This is a genomic window from Agaribacillus sp. DX54 (genome assembly GCF_056858335.1).
Genome location: NZ_JBXEQE010000103.1, coordinates 1 through 935, shown reverse-complemented (window position 1 = coordinate 935; position 935 = coordinate 1). Strand labels below are relative to the sequence as shown.

Here is a 935-nt window from a genome sequence, read left to right as displayed (position 1 = left end):
GCGTATCTTGACCTGATCATCCTTTCTACCCATAAACTCAAGGCTGCCGTCGGGTAACCAACGGGCCAGATCGCCTGTCCTGTACATGCGTTCCCCTGCTTTAAATGGATTATCAACAAACTTTTCGCTTGTCAACTTCTCATTGTTCAAATAACCCCTGGCAACCGCAGCACCCCCAATACACAACTCGCCAACACTACCTATCGGGACAAGGTCAAGACTATGGTTTAGCACATAAATCTGGGTGTTGGCTATAGGTTTTCCTATTACTGCTAGTTCGTCTTCACTACTTTTGCTGTTGTAGTCTACCTTTTTTGTGGTGACAACATGTGTTTCCGTGGGACCGTAGTGATTGTGTAAAGTAGCCCCTATTTGATCTAAGGCTTTTTTGGCGGTTTTGGTCAATCGCAATTGTTCCCCGGCTACGATAATGTGTGCTAATGATGGTAACCTTTCCAGCCCATTTTCCGCTGCTATAAAATGGAAAAAAGCGGTAGGGAGGAATACCGTTTCAATAGCATTATCATTGATAAAAGCTATAAGACCTGCCAGATCACTTTTTAATTGGGAGGGGACTATATGTAATGCTCCACCTTGTGTGATGGTAAAGCATATCTCTAAACATGAAACATCAAAACTCATACTGGTGAATTGTCCGACTCTTTGGCAGGCAATTCCCAATTGATAATCAAAAGCAATTAAATTAAACAATGCCTGATGAGGCATCATCACTCCTTTGGGTTTTCCTGTGCTTCCCGAAGTGTACATCACATAGGCAAGGTCTGATGGTGCGATGGAGTTCCCCAACTTCTCTGTTTTATAATGGTCAATGGTTTTCCAATCATTATCTAAGGAAAAAACAGCAAAGCCTTTGAGTGCATCTAGTTCGTGACGGCTTGCATCAGTGCACAAGACCAAATCCACTGCCGAATCGG

Annotated in this window: 1 protein-coding gene; it reads right to left on the bottom strand. The window is 43.3% G+C overall.

The features are described from left to right. Positions 1–935: AMP-binding protein (locus tag AC04NP_RS30520; RefSeq protein WP_482863917.1), on the bottom strand; the 935-nt coding region annotated here is incomplete at both ends.